General features: G+C 60.5%; 16 protein-coding genes and 4 pseudogenes. 10 read left to right on the top strand and 10 right to left on the bottom strand.

Annotated features, from left to right (window positions below; genetic code table 11):
• The first annotated feature begins 39 nt into the window (after window positions 1-39).
• Entirely contained in the window at window positions 40-897 is an 858-nt protein-coding gene (locus tag NLM33_RS36485) for a host specificity protein (protein WP_254103287.1), read from the top strand.
• Window positions 898-1,456: 559 nt separating this feature from the next.
• Here the strand turns inward: NLM33_RS36485 and NLM33_RS36480 are convergent.
• From NLM33_RS36480 to NLM33_RS36465, 4 genes are read right to left on the bottom strand one after another with little or no spacing between them, the layout of a single operon-like run.
• On the bottom strand, window positions 1,457-2,047 hold the full coding sequence (locus NLM33_RS36480; RefSeq protein WP_254103286.1) for a UPF0149 family protein: 591 nt from the start codon (window positions 2,045-2,047) through the stop codon (window positions 1,457-1,459).
• A gap of 29 nt (window positions 2,048-2,076) precedes the next feature.
• Window positions 2,077-3,636 carry an IS66 family transposase gene (locus tag NLM33_RS36475; RefSeq protein WP_254106078.1) on the bottom strand — a complete coding sequence of 520 codons (1,560 nt, stop codon included), beginning with the start codon at window positions 3,634-3,636 and terminating at the stop codon, window positions 2,077-2,079.
• Between the two features lie 50 nt (window positions 3,637-3,686).
• A complete protein-coding gene (tnpB, locus tag NLM33_RS36470) occupies window positions 3,687-4,040 on the bottom strand; it encodes an IS66 family insertion sequence element accessory protein TnpB (protein ID WP_254103050.1) in 354 nt (117 codons plus the stop codon).
• Window positions 4,037-4,498, bottom strand: coding sequence for a transposase (locus tag NLM33_RS36465; RefSeq protein ID WP_254103285.1), 462 nt, complete (start codon window positions 4,496-4,498; stop codon window positions 4,037-4,039). Before NLM33_RS36465 ends, tnpB begins: the two co-directional genes overlap by 4 nt.
• A 112-nt stretch (window positions 4,499-4,610) precedes the next feature.
• On the opposite strand from NLM33_RS36465, the pseudogene NLM33_RS36460 reads away from it, so the two are divergent.
• Both NLM33_RS36460 and NLM33_RS36455 read left to right on the top strand, forming a co-directional pair.
• A pseudogene (locus tag NLM33_RS36460) lies at window positions 4,611-5,509 on the top strand (IS1380 family transposase); the annotation flags it as partial.
• A 314-nt stretch (window positions 5,510-5,823) separates the two neighbouring features.
• Window positions 5,824-6,483, top strand: a complete 660-nt coding sequence (locus NLM33_RS36455; RefSeq protein ID WP_254106076.1) for a hypothetical protein — start codon at window positions 5,824-5,826, stop codon at window positions 6,481-6,483.
• Between the two features lie 657 nt (window positions 6,484-7,140).
• Here NLM33_RS36455 and NLM33_RS49855 read toward each other — a convergent pair.
• Window positions 7,141-7,275, bottom strand: a complete 135-nt coding sequence (locus NLM33_RS49855) for a hypothetical protein (RefSeq protein WP_371930031.1) — start codon at window positions 7,273-7,275, stop codon at window positions 7,141-7,143.
• 241 nt (window positions 7,276-7,516) lie between these two features.
• Between NLM33_RS49855 and zigA the strand changes: the two genes are divergently transcribed.
• Window positions 7,517-8,722 (top strand): zinc metallochaperone GTPase ZigA, encoded by a 1,206-nt coding sequence (gene zigA / locus NLM33_RS36440; protein ID WP_254103284.1) that lies wholly within the window; start codon window positions 7,517-7,519, stop codon window positions 8,720-8,722.
• Window positions 8,665-9,723 carry a murein L,D-transpeptidase catalytic domain family protein gene (locus NLM33_RS36435; protein WP_254103283.1) on the top strand — a complete coding sequence of 353 codons (1,059 nt, stop codon included), beginning with the start codon at window positions 8,665-8,667 and terminating at the stop codon, window positions 9,721-9,723. Before zigA ends, NLM33_RS36435 begins: the two co-directional genes overlap by 58 nt.
• A gap of 117 nt (window positions 9,724-9,840) precedes the next feature.
• On the opposite strand, the pseudogene NLM33_RS36430 reads toward NLM33_RS36435, so the two are convergent.
• The 5 genes and pseudogenes from NLM33_RS36430 to NLM33_RS36410 all read right to left on the bottom strand — a co-directional run.
• Window positions 9,841-10,023: pseudogene (locus tag NLM33_RS36430) on the bottom strand (nickel transporter); the annotation flags it as partial.
• Between the two features lie 234 nt (window positions 10,024-10,257).
• Window positions 10,258-11,052: pseudogene (locus NLM33_RS36425) on the bottom strand (ISNCY family transposase); the annotation flags it as partial.
• 253 nt (window positions 11,053-11,305) lie between these two features.
• Window positions 11,306-11,611: a hypothetical protein gene (locus NLM33_RS36420; RefSeq protein WP_254103282.1), complete on the bottom strand. Its 306-nt coding sequence runs from the start codon at window positions 11,609-11,611 to the stop codon at window positions 11,306-11,308.
• Window positions 11,612-11,766: 155 nt separating this feature from the next.
• Window positions 11,767-12,123 (bottom strand): tyrosine-type recombinase/integrase, encoded by a 357-nt coding sequence (locus tag NLM33_RS49850; protein WP_371930157.1) that lies wholly within the window; start codon window positions 12,121-12,123, stop codon window positions 11,767-11,769.
• A 146-nt stretch (window positions 12,124-12,269) separates the two neighbouring features.
• Entirely contained in the window at window positions 12,270-12,536 is a 267-nt protein-coding gene (locus NLM33_RS36410) for a hypothetical protein (protein ID WP_254103280.1), read from the bottom strand.
• Between the two features lie 201 nt (window positions 12,537-12,737).
• Here NLM33_RS36410 and NLM33_RS36405 point away from each other — a divergent pair, with 201 nt between their 5' ends.
• The 5 genes and pseudogenes from NLM33_RS36405 (at window position 12,738) to NLM33_RS36385 (ending at window position 15,692) form a co-directional block, all read left to right on the top strand.
• Window positions 12,738-13,475: a leucine-rich repeat domain-containing protein gene (locus NLM33_RS36405; RefSeq protein ID WP_254103279.1), complete on the top strand. Its 738-nt coding sequence runs from the start codon at window positions 12,738-12,740 to the stop codon at window positions 13,473-13,475.
• Between the two features lie 36 nt (window positions 13,476-13,511).
• A complete protein-coding gene (locus NLM33_RS36400) occupies window positions 13,512-14,354 on the top strand; it encodes an IS5 family transposase (protein WP_254099474.1) in 843 nt (280 codons plus the stop codon).
• Between the two features lie 14 nt (window positions 14,355-14,368).
• Window positions 14,369-15,271, top strand: coding sequence for a Fic family protein (locus NLM33_RS36395; RefSeq protein ID WP_254103278.1), 903 nt, complete (start codon window positions 14,369-14,371; stop codon window positions 15,269-15,271).
• 17 nt (window positions 15,272-15,288) lie between these two features.
• Window positions 15,289-15,432: pseudogene (locus NLM33_RS36390) on the top strand (transposase domain-containing protein); the annotation flags it as partial.
• 65 nt (window positions 15,433-15,497) lie between these two features.
• A complete protein-coding gene (locus NLM33_RS36385; protein ID WP_254103277.1) occupies window positions 15,498-15,692 on the top strand; it encodes a hypothetical protein in 195 nt (64 codons plus the stop codon).
• Window positions 15,693-15,722: the final 30 nt, after the last annotated feature.

The following is a 15,722-nucleotide window of genomic DNA, read 5'->3' as shown; positions in this document are numbered from 1 at the left end:
CTCCGTCGTAACAAATCTGCCAATAGGAGCGAGAATCTGATGTATGGCCACAGCATTTCAGCCAGCCAATCCGCAGGCGCCAGCCGGACCGATGAATCAGGGGAGTCAGGCGATAGCCAGCGCTTTGAACGAACCCTTGCAGGCATGGAGCCAGGCAGTTCGTCGTCGGCTAACACGCGGCCATACTCTCTCGTTTCCGCCCCACCCATTGAGGAGATCGCAAAATCTACCTTTGACAGAGAAGTGAGGGAATTCTTCGGCGACGAAATCAAATACATCGCCGATAATCCACAAGAGTACACGGATTTTGTATCCACAAAAGCTGAGCGCGCGGCAATGGTCGCTAGAGGTTACGCCAGCACGGCAGACAATGCGGCGACGCAGGCGCGATTTTTCCGCTATCGATTGGGGGACACAACTGTTGGGCTTCTAAGAGCAGGAGGCAAGATGATTGTTAGAGGGGACCGGCTTCAGCAACAATTCGGGCGCAATGAGTTCACGTCCGTTGTAGATCTTCGGCTTAGCCATCCGCTTGTCGAGAACGCAGGCGATATTCTGCTGGAACATCAACTTCGGCAAGACGGCGATCAGCCGTTGGTCATGTCACGTCCTGCCATAGGAGGTATGGAACCCCGTCTAGCGGAGATGGGGTTCGTTCATATGGGTCGCAATCACTGGGTGCTTGATCCGACCCAGCATCCCGAAAAGTGGACGAAGAACGCTGACAATGAATGGCAGCGGTCAGACAAACCTGCACTGTATCTTTCAAAGGCTGAAGGCGATGATAGCGATACTGAAGCAGGTGTCGAGGCGAATTCGAGTGAAGCAAGCGTAGAGACAGACTCGACTGGCGATGACCCTTCTTGGTATCTTGAGCGCGCTCTTACTTTCAGCTGAGTATTGCCCGTGAAGTCGGGCGCAACGACGAGGTCGCACCTGAACGTGATTGCTATCTCGCCGTTTAAGCGGCGGTGGTGCGAGCCCCCAGCGAGTGGCAGGTACCATCACTCGTGACGATGCAAGATCCCGCGCATCGATCGCTTCGCATAATGTGTCGTCCGTGGAACAGTGTGCAAACCGCTGAGCGGGATTCGGTTTTTGGCACGCTGGTGGGTTTGAGATTGCGGGCTTTCGAGAGTTGACGCCTCAAAAGCCTGCGAGTCCACTCTCAAGGTAGCCTCGAGTCAGCAATCGTGATTCCCTCGTCGCAACGGAAGTGATGCGACCGAAGCAACCGAAGACGACTGGAAGGCGATCGAGGCAGGCTGCATCATTGTCCAGCATGTGCTGGCGCAGCTTGGCGGCAAGACTCGACTGGGACTGGGTCGATCACGAGATCGCACCGTCTGCTGCCAGAAGGAGCGGCCGGAGACCGAGAGACGGTTCGTCATCGGGCTGCTGCTCGAGCACATCTACGCTTGTCCGTAACCGGTATGAGGTCCCACATCTGTGGTGATCAGCGGGCGCGTGCGTAGCGGATCGGCATCCAGTGCTGGCGCAAGGCCTCGACGGTCATTGGAATATCGTGGTGGGCGTTGCGCAGAAAGTCTCGGGACTCGCGGCCGGTCCGTGGCGGTCCGAGTAGCGGACCGCCCTGATCGTCGCGACTGTGCAGCAGGATAGGCAGAAGCAGACGGTGATTGACGTTGCTGGCGTCCAGCAATGGCGCCCAAGCCGACAGCCTGAGCCGCATCGCGGCGTAGAATCCCTGACACCATGGTCGCGGATCGACGTCGCCATTGGGTTGACGCCGGTGCATCGGGGCGAACTGGTTAGGCGTGGTAGAAAGGACCTGGCTGATCTCGTTATGACGCAGCGCGACGGCGGAGATCGCGGCGAACTCCGGGGTGCCGCCGTGGTTGAAAGCATCGGCATCGATGGCGAGCAGTGGGCAGATCCAGTCGAGCGGGCTCATCGACACCGGTCCGGCCACGATCGCGGCGACGTAGCCGTCGAGCATGGGGAGACTGGTGGCGGCAGGATGCTGATCGACGCGAGCCTGGAGCCATCGCTCGAGCTCCGCAAGCGGCATCGCGGCGGCCGCCATAGACGATGAAGCTTTAGGGCGACGTGGGCTCATGCTGCAGCCTGTGCGATGCGCTGGCGGGCCGCCTTCCAGCTCCAGGCGAGCAGCTCGTGGAGCTGATGGCTCTTGGTTCGCCCGGAGACGATGCGTTCCAGCACGTCGGCCAGGTAGGCCTGCGGATCGAGATCGTGGAGTTTTGCCGTGTTCACGATCGACGCCAGGATCGCCCAGCTCTCGGCGCCGTCTTCGCTGCCGCTGAACAATGAGTTGCGTCTTCCCATGGCAATCGGGCGCATGGAACGCTCGACCGTATTGCTGTCGACCTCGACGCGGCCGTCGCTGAGAAACAGCGTCAACCCGTCCCTGTGATTGAGCGCATAGTTGATGGCCTCCGCCAGCTTCGACTGCGAGAAGAGCTGGTCGACCGTCTCGGTCAGTCGCGCCTTGAGCGCCGCCATCAGCGGTGCGCTCCTGGTGCGGCGGACGGCAAGCCGCTGCTCGGCACTGCTGCCGCGGATCTCCGCCTCGATCGCATAGACCGCCTGCAGGCGTTCGATCACCTCACGCGCGAATGGCGACTGCATCGTCTTGTAGACCTCGACGAATTTGCGTCGGGCATGGGCGAGACAAAAAGCCAGCTGGATCGCGCCGCCATGACCGCGGGCAAGCGCCTTGTAGGCAGCATAACCATCCACCTGCAGAATGCCGGAAAAGCCCTTCAACTGTCCGGCGATCTCCTCCGTGCCGCGGCCGTCAGCGAACACGTAGGCGACCGCCGGCGGCGAGGGGCCGCCCCATGGCCGGTCATCCATGGCATGTGCCCAGAACTGGCAGATGCGAGGGCGATGTCGTCCGGGATCGAGCACTGGCATTGGCGTCTCATCGCAGAACACGCGAGGCGAGGCCTGGATCGTGCGCAGCTGAAGCTCATAGAGGCTCCTGAGCCACCAGGCCGCACGCTTCACCCAGCCGGCCAGCGTCGCCCGGTCGAGATGGACACCCTGGCCGGCCAGAATTTGCACCTGTCGGTACAGCGGCAGATACCAGGCGAACTTCGAGACTGCCACGTGGCTCACGAGTGCGGTCGAGGCCATGCCGCTCTCGATCAGGCGCGGCAGCACCTTCGCTTGGACCACACCATCGGTGCAGCTGCGGCAGCCATATTTGGGACGGATCGTGCGCAGCACCCGCAGGATCGCCGGGATGATGTCCAGCACCTCGCTGACGTCCTCGCCGATCTTGTGGAGCTGACCCCGGCAGCACGGGCACGCCGTCGCCTCCGGCTCCAGCCGCTGCTCGCAGCGCGGCAGGTGCTTTGGGAGTGCGCCGATGTTGCGGCGCGCCTTCTTGCGCACCTTGCCGGGCGGCTTCGCCGCAGGCGCATCGTCGTTGGCCTGCACCGGCAACGTGGCGTCGGTCTCGAGATCGCCCAGCTCAAGCGCGAGTTGCTTGTCCACGAGCACCGCAAGTCGCTCCGAGCGCTTCCCGAAGATCATCTCCTTGAGCGTCTGCATCGCCACACGCAGCTTCTCGTTCTCTGCGTCAAGCGCGAGCACCATCTCGGTCAGAGCTGACGGATCGGTCGGGAGAGCATCGGGGCGAATCGCCATGACCAGACGATACATCCGCGCGCCACAGGCTCCAGCGAAATCCCCACCTCTCAGCCGACAACGGCCGGCTGCTTCACAGGCTTGGGTGAGACACGCGTCCACTCGAGGCCATCGAGCAGCATCGCAAGCTGCGTCGCACTCAGATGCACCACGCCGTCGCGGATCGGCGGCCAGGTGAAGCGTCCCTCGTGCAACCACTTCGTCACCAGCACCATGCCGCTGCCGTCCCACGCCAGAAGCTTCACTCTGTCCATGCGCTTGCTGCGGAACACGAAGACGTCACCGCAATACGGGTTCGCACGCAGCGCTTCGCTCACCAGCGCCGACAGCGTGTGCACCGACTTGCGGAAATCGATCGGCTGTGTCGCTAACACCACCTTGAGGTCGGACCGTAACGCAATCACCGGCAACCCCGGAGCGCCGCCAGCACCGTCGACAGCGTCGCCAACTCCACGCCCGGCTCGACGCGGATGCGCGCTCCGCTCACCTCGATCTCGATCACCCCGCAGACCTTGGCCGAGGGCGCGGCGATCTCCAAAGCCTTCGTCTGTGCCGGCGAAGCACGCTCGGACTCGCCAGCTGTCTCGCCACCGATTCCGGCGCCAATTTGAATCGGCACGAAGTTTGGCGCCTTGCCGGCTACCGCCGCCGCAACTTGGCGTCGCCACACCGTGAGCAGCCCGCGGGAAACGTCATTGCGCCGCGCCACCTCGGAGATGTTCGCACCCGCCTCAAAGCTCTCCGCCACGATCCGGGCCTTCTCCTCGCCCGTCCACCGTCGCCGACGGCGCTCCCCAGTGATCACCTCGACGCGACGATAGGAGTCACCTTCCTGCCTGGCATCAAGCATGGCATTTGCCATCGCTCCACCTCCACCGATCAGCTCATGCCAAGCTGTATTGCAGCCGAGCCGAAGGATGGCGAGGTGGGTGCCTCATGCCGGTTACGCTTGTCCGACGAGGGCAAGCGCGAACCCGAGCGCGATCAGGCTCGACATCGACGACACGGTCGACGTGGTGCATGGCCGTCAGCAACTCTCGCTGTTCAACGCCCATTATGACGAACACTGCTTCCTGCCGATCCACGTCTACGACACCGAGCACAGCCGGCCTGTTGCGGTCATGCTGCGCCCCGGCAAGACGCCGAGCGGCATCGAGGTGCGGCACATCTGCGCCGCCTGGTTCGGCGCATTCGCCGGCGCTGGCCCGATACGCGTATCACCTTCCGCGGCGACAGCCATTACGCCTGCCCCGAGGCGATGACTTTTTGCGAGCAAAACGGCGTCGATTACATCTTCGCGCTGGCCGGCACAAAGCCGCTCGCCAGAAAGGTCAACGAGGTCGGTGATGCAGTTCGAACCGAACGTGCGGTCGCGAACAAGATCTTGGTTCGCGGCTACACCGAGACCAGCCACGCGGCAGGTTCCTGGCATCGTGAGCGCCGCGTCATCGCCCGCATCGAAGCACCCCAACAAGGGCTCGACATCCGCCACGTCGTCACCAGCCTGAATATCAGCACGGCGGGGTGGATCTATGATAGCCTCTACCGGGCACGCGGACAGGCCGAGAACCTAATCAAGCTGCACAAGACCCAGCCCGCCTCCGATCGCACCAGCTGCCGCTCGGCGATCGCCAACCTGGTCCGCCTCGTCCACGCCGCCGCCTATTGGCTCATCCTCGCCATGCGCGACGCCATCCCGAAGCCGCGTGATCTGGCAACCGCCGAATTCAACACCATCAGGCTCACATTTCTCAAGATCGCAGCCCGTGTCGTCGAGACCGCCACCCGCGTACGTCTGGCCTTCGCTGCAGCGTGCGCCGACGCCAACCTGTTCCGCGGCGCGGCAAACGCTCTGGTCCCGCAAGCGTCCTGACGCTCGGGGCATGAGCCCCGGTCATCCCCGCCGCCGTCCTCCAACGCGTTCAGGAAGTCCGGTCGAAAAGCGGCGAAAAAGCCCGTAGCGTTCGCGCGCGCCTTCACTCCCGACCAGAAATGTTCCAGCAGCCCGCCCGGCACTCATGATTAAGACGAGCTAGAAATCTGGTTGCAGAGTCTCTAAGACAAGCTCTCGTGCTCGCTGCAATGGTGTTACGAAGAATGAAGATACAGATATTCTCATTGCGGGAACGACCAGATCTGATCCCATTGGTCTTTTCGAATGACTTGGAGGAGGTGTGGCCCGAGTTCATGCGACATGACGCGACGTCAGAGCTCTACTTTGCGCGATCTGTGTTTTTCGATTACCTCGACTACGCCTTTGGAGCACTTCTCGATGGCGAGATCGTCGGGCGCGCTTTTGGTGTTCCATTTGCCTTCAACATCGAGGGCCGCTCCGAATTGCCTGACGGCGGCTGGGACCAGGTTATCCGCTGGGCTCACGAAGACAGGCTTGTTGGACGTAGGCCGACGACGATAAGCGCGCTCGAAATCGCCCTTGTCCCCAAGGCGAGGGGCATTGGCAATGCACTGGCGATGTTGAATGCCTTGAAGGCGTGCGCGAAGAAAATGGGCTTTGCAGAAATGTTTGCCCCTGTCCGGCCCAGCCAAAAGCAACTCGACTCGCGGAAGGCAATGCGCGAGTATGTCACATTGCACCGTGCCGACGGTTTGCCAACGGACACGTGGTTGCGAACTCACGTCCGCGCCGGAGGCAAGATATTGAAGATCGCTCCCTACTCCATGACCATCGTTGGGACCATCGCGGAGTGGACGCAATGGACAGGGGCAGCCTTCAATTGTTCGGGCCAGGCAGAGGTCGAGGGTGCATTGGCACCGGTACTTGTATCGGTTGAGCAGAATTATGGAGTTTACGTGGAGCCGAATGTGTGGGTCCAACATGCATTGTGATATCTGCTGCATCCAACGGGGTAGCTGGATGTGCCATTCGACCCTTTAATTGCAGATTGATGTCAATTGGCCTCTCGTTCTTTTCTTGACGGTGGTAACGCTCGAGACAGGTTGCGCGCTGACTTTACGTCAACGAAAGCGCCTGTCGCCCGTTTCTGGAGAACCTCACGGCACACGGTCCCGTGGGCGTTCTCAAGCCTTGTTGTATAGTGAGGAAAGGCCTCACGGGGCGATCGGCAATCGACCGCCGATTTTGCTGCAGAATCACGTCGGCGCATCCAGCCCGCCAACGTGTTTAGAGTCGTAAAACTCTAGTTTCGAGTGGTCCAAAGTTCGGTCTCGCTGCATCGGTAACTTACCCTCAATTTAGGGATGAATGAGATCGGCAAGGTGCAGCGTTGAAGATTCCCCCGGGCGTCGCCACCGCCCCCGCCCGTCAGTCCTTGTCCGAATTGGCACACCTGCAAAATCGAATTGGGACACCGAATAAAAACGCCACCTGCTTGAAATAGCTTGCAGGCGGCGCTTATCGAGCCCCGGGAGGGTGATGCAAAATCCCGGCTCCCATTAGTCAGCACAACCTGTGCCAAGGTTTTATGTCTCGGGGCGGGACACTTGCGGGTTGGGGATAGAATCGAAAGAGGCCGCTCACTGAGGCTAGCCTGTCTCTGTCCAATCTGCAGCTTTTTCGTCATCGTCATGCTCTTCATCATCTGCCGGCAAGGGATCCGGCAACTCTCCCGCCAACATTTTGTCCTTGCTGAGCAGGCCGGCGTCCTCCAGCGTGTCCATGTCCGGCAGATCGCGCAGCGTCGCCAGCCGAAATGCACCAAAACCCCTTGGTGATGACGTAGGTGTAGGGCGCGCCGGGCTGCGCGGGCCACTTGCGATGAAGCCTAATTTAGGCAGTCATGCGCCTTGACAGGCGAATTGAGGTCGATCAATGTAATGTTATAACATTACATTAGCAGGCTCCTCGTGTGCCACTCCACCGCTCTCACCCTATCTCCTTGAAAAAGGCTCTTCGATCTCCATGCAAATACTCCCCGTCACCGTCTTGTCCGGTTTCCTCGGGGCTGGAAAGACCACTTTGCTGAACCACGTCCTGAACAACCGGCACGGCCTGAAGGTGGCAGTGATCGTCAACGACATGAGCGAGGTGAACATCGACGCGGATCTGGTTCGCGATGGCGGTGCGAACCTGTCCCGGACCGATGAGAAGCTCGTCGAGATGACCAACGGCTGCATCTGCTGCACGCTGAGGGACGACCTTCTGAAGGAGGTGCGCGCCCTCGCCGAGAGCGGCCGCTTCGATTATCTCCTGATCGAATCCACCGGCATCTCCGAGCCGCTGCCAGTGGCGGCAACCTTCGACTTCCGCTCCGAAGACGGCGAAAGCCTCTCCGACGTGGCACGCCTCGACACCATGGTCACCGTGGTCGACGCCGTGAACCTACTCAAGGACTATTCGTCGACCGACTTTCTGCAGGATCGCGGCGAGGCACTGGAAGACGACAGACGAACGCTGGTCGACCTGCTTGTGGAGCAGATCGAGTTTGCTGATGTGGTGGTGCTCAACAAGGTCGACGACGCCACGGAAGCTCAGCGCGAAGCGGCGCGCAAGATTATCCGCTCGCTCAATCCGGAGGCCGATATCATCGAGGCAAACCACAGCCGTGTGCCCTTCGATCGCGTACTCGACACCGGCCGCTTCGACTTTGAGAAGGCCCAGCAGCACCCGCTCTGGTACAAGGAGCTCTATGGCTTCGCCGAGCACGTGCCCGAGAGCGAAGAATACGGCGTGACGAACTTCGTCTACCGCGGCCGCAGGCCGTTCGATCCCGCCAAGTTCGACCAGTTCATCAAGCAGCCTTGGCCGGGTGTCGTCCGGGCGAAAGGTCATTTCTGGCTGGCGACCCGGCCGCAATGGCTCGGCGAGATCAGCCAGGCGGGTTCGATCATGCGAACCGGAGCATTGGGATTCTGGTGGGCGGCCGTTCCTGCCGAACGCTGGCCCGACGATCCCTTCTGGCGCAAAAATCTGCGGAAGCACTGGAACGAGATCTATGGCGACCGCCGCCAGGAAATCGTATTCATCGGCGTCGGCATGGACGAAGGGGCGATCCGCGCGCGGCTCGATGCCTGCCTCGTGCCGGGCAGGCCTGCAATGGATGTTGCCGAATGGGCAAAGCTGTCAGATCCATTTCCAGCCTGGCGACGCGCCGATCAGGCCGCCTGAATGGCAGCCGTGGCGGCGATCCGTTGCGGGCTGGATTGGCCGTGCTCGGGCGGTTCGCGCTCGGCGTGACGATCGCCGCTTGGCTTGCGGCTGGAGCCTTGGCGGTGGAACAGCCGTCGGAAACTCCGGCCTGGTTGACGAACCATGTCGGAGACGGCGAGGGACAGATCGTCCCAGTGGTCCTGCAGAGAGCGCGCGCTCTCTACCTGCGAAAGGTCGCGGCAGCCGTCGTCAAAAACCCCTGCTATTTCGCCATGGACGCGACGCGGCCGAGCGATGGCGGATTGGGAAAGCGCTTCTACGAGATCTGCGAAGCCGACCGGTCATTTCGCGCGATGTCCGCGGGGCACGGCAGCGGCCGCAATATCAAGGGCGCGGTGAATTTCGCGAACGGAAAGGAGTGCGCGAAAAATTTCGGCAATGCACTGGACTCGAATCTGACGACCGGCGGCGCCTATGTGACGGCCGAGACGAAAGCCTCCTTCAAGGGTTACTTTCGCAACGCCGCAAAACGGGAGGCCATCCTGATGCGCTCGTTCGTTCAGTTCGATGGCGAGGGAGAGACCGCCAATGCCAGGGAGCGTGCGATCGGCGGACATGCAGCCATTGTCCTGAAGGGCATCCATTATCGAAGCATGGCGCGCAGTCCGTATGCCAATGTGAATGGTTGCGTTCCGGTCGGAACCCTCGTGGACTACGCGAGCGGACGCAGCAATGGATGCACGAGTTGGTCGCGATCCGACGCAGAACAGATCATTCCGCTGCTCGATGAACCGACGACAGTCTACATCTACCCGGAAGCGCAGGACATCAAGGCGGTTGCGCAAGCCGTTTCGGCGCGCCGATCGTTTTCGTCCAATGGCCCTTATTGGAACGCCCTTTGCCTGAAGGAGATCGGCGCTCCGAAATTCTGGTCGAATGAGATACTCGAACCGATCCTCGCTCGTTACCGCCGGGATCCTGAGCGGCCCGCGAGCCCCGTGCCGACTTGCAGGCCGTAACCTCTTCTCCGCTTCCTTCGTCGCGGGCATCACCGCGAGAACATCCAGAGTTGCTCTGTAACCGGCTAGCAGCAGGGCACCGAAGGCAACAATCGCCACCGACGCCGCGACCTCGAGCGCCCGGATCGCGAGCATGCCAAAGCCGGCCTGAGCCTTGGCAACACGGCCGGCGATGTCGCGCGCGCTGACCGCGAGCGTTGCGATCGCCGCGACGGTCACCGCCGTGCCGAGACCCATCAGCAGTGTGGCGCCGACGCCGGTCCAGAAGAGGTCTTGCGCCAGTCCAAAGAAGAGCAGCATGATCGCGCCCGAGCACAACCCGACCGCGACGACCGCGGAGAGACCGCGCTGCCAGCCGCCCGTGCCGGCAAGTTCGGCCGGTTCAGGCCCGCGCGTGTGTCCCCAGGCAGATTGCTCCCGAGTGCGATCGGTTGCCTCATTTATTTTGCTCCCGGCTTGGGTTGAGGAGGAGGCCGGGTGCGGAGATGGCCAGGGTTTCGGAGCGCCCGGCCTCCTCCGCTGGCGTCTGCCACATCATTGGGTTGTTGTGACCTCATGCCCCAGCAGCGTTTCCCCCGTAGGAACGAACAACAACGCGTTCGCTTGCTCGCTGCGCCAGGATTTAAGCCGACGTTGAAGCGTTCGAAGAAGCTTGTTCGGATAGGTCCAGGATATTCCGCCTGCAACCGGGAGAGCAGTTCGCTACCAGTCCGCCAAGGCTCGGCTTCAAACCATTTTCCCAAATCTGGCGTTGCCCGGATGAGCGGGTCGGGACGCCGCCGGCCTCTTTTCGCTTTCACGATTGGCCGCTCCGTCGGTTGCATAGCTCCGTCCTTCCAGGCGGTTCGTAGGCTTGCCAGGAAGAGATCGATCGATTGCGCTGCCGCAGCAGGATGGGCGATTGGCTGGGTATCCGCGAGCGCCGCGAGGCGTTCCTGCGCGCCGCGGATGTCGCGCAACAACCCGACCGGGTCGAGAGCGGCATAGATTTCTTGGTTTGGCCGTTTCCAGGCCCTCGAACCGACGATAGCCGACCATCCTGCGTACGACGGCGCCGTTCTTCTGCTCGACGAACGCCTGATCGCTCTTCCGGTAGGGCCAGCAGCGCGTGAAGACGATGGTGGCCGCATCGCAGTAGGCTTTCAGCGTCTCGTTCATGAACACGGTGTCATTGTCCGTATCGAGGCCGACCAGCGCAAAGGGCAATTGTTTGCGCAATTCCGTCAACACCGTACTCAACAGCGTATGTTCGCGCACGATCAGAGGAGCGCACTCCGTCCAGCCGGTAGCAATGTCGGTGAGCACGAGGGTCTGGATGAAGCTGCCGCGCGGCAATTCGGGTGGAAGCGTATAACTTCTTCCATCAACTCGGGGCAGGCGGAGAGATACCAATAGGCATCACGCACGCAGGCGTGGCCGAGGTAAGTGGAGAGCACTGGGAGTTGTTGTGATACCAGTCGAGCGGCGTCTGGATGGCGAAGCGATGCCGGAAGTCGTGCACGCGTGGCCCGGTACGATCACCCTGGTCGCCGCAGCCCGATCTCTCGGGACAACCGCCAGAAGACGCGATGAACGTACTGGTTCAGCAAGCGGCCTCCCTGTTCGGCAACGAAGAAGGTCGAGCAGCAGCTTGACCCGAGCATCGCGTCGCGCCGGTGGGCGTAGTCGCGCAGCGCGGTTCTCGTCGTCGGATGCAATGGCACGAGCCTGCGGCATACTTACCGAACTTGGTCAGCCGGACCGTCAGCACGCCAGCCTCGAGATCAACGTCATCACACTCCAGGCCCATCGCCTCGGATATACGCATGCCCATCCGGTGCTCGTACTTGTACCCCAACCTCTTGCGCATGCTCAGGTACTTATCGACTGCGGAGCGCAGATCGGTCATTGCACGCCTCCCGACCAGGGCAGACTCAATGCTCTCAGCGCATTGATGTCGACCTTCGCGTAAATCCGGGTGGTGTCGTGGTTCTCGTGCCGCGGCAACTGTCCGATCTCCGACAAGGTCGCCCCAGATCGGAGAAGCTCGGTAGCGAGACTGTGTCAGAAGATATGGGCGCCGCGGTGGGCGCAACCTTCGATTCCAACGCGATCAAGGGCGGCCTTGGCGATCATGGTGACCGCGCATCCGGAAGCAAAGCAGACGTGTGGCGCGAGTGTGCGGACGAACAGCCGTCGGCACGACGACTTTGGGCGGCCATTGCGCAGATATGCAACAATAGCCGCGCCAATGTCAGGCGGTATCGGTATTCGTGCACGCTGTCGGCCCTTGGCGCGAACGAGTATCTCGCTGGCGCGCCAGTCGATCTCGTCGAGGGTGAGCGTTGCAACATCGTCGGCTCGCAGGCCGAGCTTGGCCAGCAACAACAGAGCGGCCTCGCACCTCGCTTCCTGCTGCATGTTTAGAACAAGGAATACGACCTTGACTGGCGCATGCGGACGCTCGTATTCGGCGACAAAGCCTGACGGCCGCGATTCCGACCGCTTGATGTCCTCGCGAATCTTATACTTGAATGCAGGAGGAGCCGCCTTTTCCGCCACCTCCTTCAATATTCGATCACTTCCTCCACATCTTTGATGTAGGCGTAGGTCAGGTGAAAAAAGACCATGCAATGATCATAGGCGAACAGCTTTTGAAAGTGGCTGGTCAGCTGCTTTTGCATCGACTCCTGCCTGATCGGCCGACCGCAGACCACCGCCCCCATGACGGTCAGCGTTATGCCATCCTTGTGTACCGCAAGATCTCGTTCGCCGGGATTTCCGTTGGCCGTCCAGCCTCCCTTTGACTGATCTGCCGGCTGAGCAATGGTCAAATGGTGTCGTCCCCAGCAGTCGTACCCCTCGCTGATCACCACTCAGAGTTGGTGAAGCGCGCGCTTGAATTATTGCGATAACCAAGCCGTCGCGTGTAAGCGCGGACACATGCTTGGGCGCCTGTGCGTCAGGTTAAGGTCAGCTAATCTGCATAGGCTCTCGCTCGACAACGTGCAATTTGGCGATAGGCGAGGAATCTGATGTACGGTCGAATCGTTGCCTCATCCACGCAGTCCATAAGCGCTAGCGAGGCAGATGAATCGAGAGACTCAGAAGATGCCGTTCGCTTTGCAGAAACGATTGCGGGCATGGAGCTAAGTGATGATCAAGCGATGCAACATTCAGGGGGCGCTCAGGACGACGTACACTCAAGTATGTCGCGAGCCAGTTCTGGCCGGCAGACGGATCAAGCGGAATCGTCCGGCGCATTGCGCTCGGAACTTCAAGCGTGGTGCAATCAAGCACCCACGAAAAACAAATCGTCATTCTTTCGCAGCAAACTGTGTTGCGCTCCATCGACGTCAAATGAAGCAAACGCGTCGCAATCACGCGAGCAAAGGCAAGCGGCCATGGATCATATCCTGCGCTGTTTTGACGAAGGTGGGACGGACTTAGATTTAAGTGACCTGAATTTGTCCCAGCTGCCCCCTGGGCTCAATCGGATTCATCACCTGCGCCGCTTGGATATTTCGGAGAACGCCGCGCTCACCCAGTTGCCCAACGAAATTTCGCAGTGCAAGCATTTGACGGAGCTCATTGCGGACCTTTGCTCAATTGTCGAGCTGCCTCATAGTATTGGGATGTTAAAGAACCTAACCACGCTTTCACTATCCTTCAACTCATTACGTGGACTGCCGGATGAAATAGGCGACTGCGAAGCGCTTGAGAACCTTAGTGTCCGACCGAAAAATAAGTTGAGTGATATCAGCGAGTTCTGATTCCATTGGTGTTGCGAAGCATCAAAGGGATCGAGAATGTGGACTGATATCACTCGGGCACAGTTTGCCCGAGAGGAGCTGCGTTTGCCAAGCGACTTGACGGATGCGGAATGGGTCGTGCTGGAGAGGTTGCTTCCTGTGCGGGCCAAGCGCGGGCGGCGCCCGAAATGGAGCTATCGGGACATCGTCGAGGCAGTGCTCTATCTGCTGCGCGGCGGGTTGCCGTGGCGCATGCTGCCGCCCACTCTGTTTCCACCAATGACCACGGTGCAGTACTATTTCTACCAATGGCGGGACAGCGGATTGTGGCAATCGATCAACCACGCACTCCTGATGCTGGCGCGCGAGGCGATCGGCCGGGAGGCCTCGCCGACGGCTGGTGTGATCGACAGCCAATCGGTCAAGACCACCGAAGGTGGCGGCCCTCGCGGCTACGACGCGGGGAAGAAGATCAAGGGTCGAAAGCGCCACATCGTCACCGACACCCAAGGGCTCCTGGTCGGCGCGATCGTTCACGCTGCCGACGTCCAGGATCGCGATGGCGCGCCAGATGTCCTGTGCAGCATTCGCTACCGCTTCCCCTGGCTGCGCCATATCTTCGCCGATGGCGGCTATGCCGGCGGAAAGCTCAAGGCGGTGCTGGGAAAGATCGGCCGGTGGACTGTCGAGATCATCAAGCGCTCCGATGCCGCACAGGGCTTCGAGGTGCTTCCGCGCCGCTGGGTGGTCGAACGAACCTTCGCCTGGCTCGGCCGCAACCGCAGATTGGCCAAGGACTTCGAGCGAACCATCGAAAGCGCAACTGCCTGGCTCTTCCTCGCCTCCGTCCAACTCATGACAAGGCGCATCGCAGCCATAAAAACAGCAATGCAATTTTGAGTCAGACTCTTAGCTTGGCAGGCTGCAAACTGCGACTGCTACCCAGCACACTGGGAAATCTTCAAAATCTTTCGACGTTAGATTTGGCATCAAATAGTGAATTGAGCAATCTTCCCGACATGAACCTTAGAAATTTGGCGGTCTACGTTACAGGGACACAGCTGGCACTCATGTCCCGGATATTCCGGCCTCCGGCGTTAGAGCATCCGGAGCGCTTGTCTTTGTCTAGAACATGTGAGGAAATAAAACGCAGATGGAGTCAAGTCGGAAGTGAGTTATCCGCCGATGCGTGCTTCCGCATTAACAAGCTGCGGTGTTCCGCCTCCACAACATTGGCGGAGAATCATGAAATCGCTTCTTCATGGCAGCATGCTGCAGCCAAAGTGCAGGAGTGGGCGAAGAAGAATTCCCCATTCACGAAAGAAGGCATTTTTGAACTAAATCGTATATTGCTGGGAAATGCGGATGAGGCTACGCACATCGGCGCTCTGCGAAAGGTGCTTGTGCAGGCTGCAGACGAGGATACTTGGACTGCCAAGAGATATCCGCCACCTCAAACACTTTCCAAAGAAATGGCCGCTTTCGCCGATTGGGCCGCAGGCAACGAGCGTGACTTGACATCCAGTGATCCGATGGCTGTGGTGGAGTTCGCGGCTCAGGTCCATCAGCGGCTGGCCAGTCTGCATCCCTTTGAGGATGGCAACGGACGAACCGCTCGCTTGGCAATGGACTGGGTGCTTTTGCGGCACGGACTACCGCCGTCACCGCCGATTGGACCAGCTAGCCGCGCCCCGGCCGTGTTCTTAGGGGTTGGGGAAATTCAGATTGAGGATGTCGTACGAGAAACAGTTCAAGGCATGGAGGCTGCGCTTCGAGAAGCGGCGCCCGACGTGCCATACCGGACCCGTTCGGCATAGTTCGGCGGGCCGCATAAACCTGCAAGATGAACGACGTCGATCCGCAAGCCTGGCTCGCTGACGTGCTGGCCAGACTTCCAGATTACTCTGTCAACAGAGTCGCCGACCAGCTCCAGTGGAATTGGAAGGCGACCCGACAGTCCAAAGCGGCTGCCGCCTGAGCGCCACGGCAGGCCGGCGCGTCCGCCCGGGGTGCTGGCCGAATGCGTACGTTTTCGACCATGCCGTGATCGACAAGGCGGACGGCGTTGTTTTCCGCTGCACGCTGGATGGATCGGAGACGCAGCGTTTTCTGGAGATCCCATCCTGGATGTTCGACCGCGCGGCATGTGTTCGGGGTTGCAGCCTAACGGCAGAGCCCCTTGTCAGCCTGGAAGCGCTCAACGCGATTCAGTGGTCAAGAGCCCGGCATCATCATTGAATGAACCGCCTTCCGGTGCATGCGGAGTCT

Origin of the sequence: Bradyrhizobium sp. CCGUVB1N3 (assembly GCF_024199925.1) — a bacterium.
GTDB lineage: Bacteria > Pseudomonadota > Alphaproteobacteria > Rhizobiales > Xanthobacteraceae > Bradyrhizobium.
The sequence above is the reverse complement of the archived record's forward strand: the minus strand, read 5'-3'. Positions and strand labels throughout refer to the sequence as shown.